Source organism: Streptomyces glaucescens, assembly GCF_002154375.1.
GTDB lineage: Bacteria > Actinomycetota > Actinomycetes > Streptomycetales > Streptomycetaceae > Streptomyces > Streptomyces glaucescens.
In genome coordinates, this window is record NZ_MUND01000984.1 from 1 (window position 1) to 2,489 (window position 2,489).

3 protein-coding genes are annotated in these 2,489 nt (G+C 70.9%); 1 reads left to right on the forward strand and 2 read right to left on the reverse strand.

What is annotated here, in order from left to right; genetic code table 11:
• Together CCN42_RS39985 and CCN42_RS43995 are read right to left on the reverse strand one after the other, a co-directional pair.
• On the reverse strand, nt 1-526 hold a 526-nt coding region (locus CCN42_RS39985), incomplete at its 3' end, for an acyltransferase family protein (protein ID WP_245877691.1).
• A 508-nt stretch (nt 527-1,034) separates the two neighbouring features.
• Nucleotides 1,035-2,081, reverse strand: a complete 1,047-nt coding sequence (locus CCN42_RS43995) for an N-acetylmuramoyl-L-alanine amidase (protein WP_211294904.1) — start codon at nt 2,079-2,081, stop codon at nt 1,035-1,037.
• 178 nt (nt 2,082-2,259) lie between these two features.
• Between CCN42_RS43995 and CCN42_RS44000 the strand changes: the two genes are divergently transcribed.
• On the forward strand, nt 2,260-2,489 hold a 230-nt coding region (locus CCN42_RS44000), incomplete at its 3' end, for a hypothetical protein (protein WP_143662232.1).

Here is a 2,489-nt window from a genome sequence, read left to right on the forward strand (position 1 = left end):
AGGTCTCGGTGAGGTGCAGGTTCAGGGCGAAGGACCCCGCGGCCAGGGCGAGCAGCGGGATCGCCAGGAGGGCCCGGCGGCGGAAGAGCTTGAGGGCGATGATCAGGACGATGGGCCAGATCAGATAGAACTGCTCCTCGACCGCCAGCGACCAGAAGTGCTGGAACGGCGAGGGCGGCACGTCCGTGTTGAAGTAGTCGGTGCCCGCCTCGGCGAGGCGGAAGTTGACCACGTACCAGGCGGAGGCGATGGCGTCCTTGGCGTAGTCCGCGAAGCGCAGCGGGCCCAGGAAGAGCCAGGAGCCCGCCAGCGTCGCCAGGACGACGAGGGTGGAGGCGGGCAGCAGGCGCAGCGCCCGGCGGGCGTAGAAGCGGCCCAGCGCGATCCGGCCCTCGCGGCTCCACTCGCGCAGCATCAGCGAGGTGATCAGGAAGCCGGAGATCACGAAGAAGACGTCCACGCCGATGTACCCGCCGGCCACGGAGGACACGCCGGCGTGGGAGATCGCCACGAGCGAGACGGCCACCGCGCGCAGGCCCTGGATGTCCAGTCTGAGTCCGGCACCGCCGGCCGCCGGAGCCGGCCGGTTTCCTCGGTCCCCGGGAGCGCCGTCCCGTGGTCTCGGGACGGCGGGGACGTCTTCGGAAGTGGGCCGCGGGGGCTGCGCTAGGCGGCGGACGGGCACCGTCTGGATCTCCTTGCTCTTGGGGCGTCACCGAGACGTGTACTCACGCCTGCGGAGGGGTCCGGGGCTCTCGGCCACCGGATCTGCTGACGCCGGTGATCGCCCCGGAGCCGGACGATCGAACTTACCCTCGACCGGGTCCGCGCTCGATGACGTTGCTATCACATCGTCATAACAAACGGACAGTTCGGGTTGGCAGCGACCGACGACAGCGCTATGACGAATGACGCATAGGAGACATGGGCGGATTTCCTTACGTACGGGCACCCGGCGGGTCAAGGCGGCGCCCCACCGACCGGAGCGGCGGGGCACCCGCCCGATGCCTTCCGGCGGCGGGACTCCCCCGGTCTCAGCCCTCCTTCCACACGAGCGCGGTCAGCACCGCCGACACGATCGTGACCGGCGTCTCCTGGGTGTTGAGCAGCCGCACCCGCATCGCGCGCCCGGCCCCGAGCCGCTTCACCAGCGGCACGACCACGAAGGAGTCGCCGCCGGTACCGACCAGTTCGTGGATCGGGTGGTCCTGCACCAGATCGCTGCCCTGGGACTCGGACATCCGGATCTGCACGGTCCGTCCGGGCTCCAGACCGCTCACCCGCAGGCTCAGCGAACCGGAGAAGCGGGAGGCGCCACGCACCCACACGCTGCTCCCGGCGGGGTGGTGGCCCAGTTCGTCCGTCCACTCCTGGGTGAACTCGATGGAGTCCCAGGCGCCGGGGGCGAGACGGTAGGGGTCGGCGGTGCCGAGGTTGACGTACTGCGGCATGGGGTCCTCCTGTGCGGTGCCCTTGGCGGCGGCGAGAATGGCGGTCATGGGAAAGGCCCCGGGGTCGCCGTGGAGGTTCTCCGGGACGTGCTGGTGTCCGCAGTGCCCGCTGAAGCTCGTCCAGGCGCTGGGGGACATCCGCACGCCGTTGCCGGCGCCGTACGAGCCGGGGTAGGCCTTGAAGGTCCGTCCGGAGGTGAGCGGCACGCCGTGCCGCTGGTGGGCCCACCGGGCGAAGGCCCCGAGGTCGCGGATCACCCAGTGCGGCAGCTCCGGCATGTACAGGTGCGGCGTCGACCCCCATCTGCGGTGGGTGGCCGGGTCGCAGGTGCCGACCACCTCGACCTGGCACACGTTGAGCGTGTTCGTCTCCACGCCGCCGGAGTTGTTGACCAGGGCGCGGCTGGAGACGTCGAAGTCGAAGTGCTGGTACCAGACCAGCCTCTTGGCCCCGAAGTCCGGTTTCACGGTGAAGTTGGGCGCCGACGCACCGCCGCCGTACGACGGCAGTGACGTGCCCTCCGTGGAGTGCCAGACGATCGTGTTCGTCCGCATCGCCGAGCCCGGGAAGTTATCCTGATACCAGTAGGCCGTCGAGGCCCCGGGGTACTTCTGCGGGCCGGCGCTCATGCCGCGCGCTCCGGCCGTGCGGGACGGCGGGGAATGGGGCCAGGGGTGGGGTCCATGGTCAGCCTCCGATCAGGTGGTGAGCCAGCCACGCGAGGAATGCGCTGAAGACTGCGATACCGGGGGGAGGCTGGGCACGTACAGTGCCGATCCGGCCGCTCAGGGTCAGTATTCGGACACGGTGTCGCGTTCGATTCCGCCGTTCTACGACGCCGGGCCCGTCGTGGCAGGCGGCGGCGAGGTGCGGTGCCGGCTCCCCCTGGGTGGCGGCACGGTGTCCGCACACGGAGGCGATCCGCCGCGCCCGCAGTGCGAGACCGCCGACGAGCGACACCGGTTCGTCGTGGCGGTCGCCCGCCGCCTGCCCCTGCTGCCGGGCACGAGCACCGTGTCCACCGGCCGGGCGGGGCC

What these genes read in the sequence shown, in the direction of transcription:
- CCN42_RS43995 (WP_211294904.1), bottom strand. Translation starts at nt 2,081, where the DNA reads ATGAGCGCCGGCCCGCAGAAGTACCCCGGGGCCTCGACGGCCTACTGG.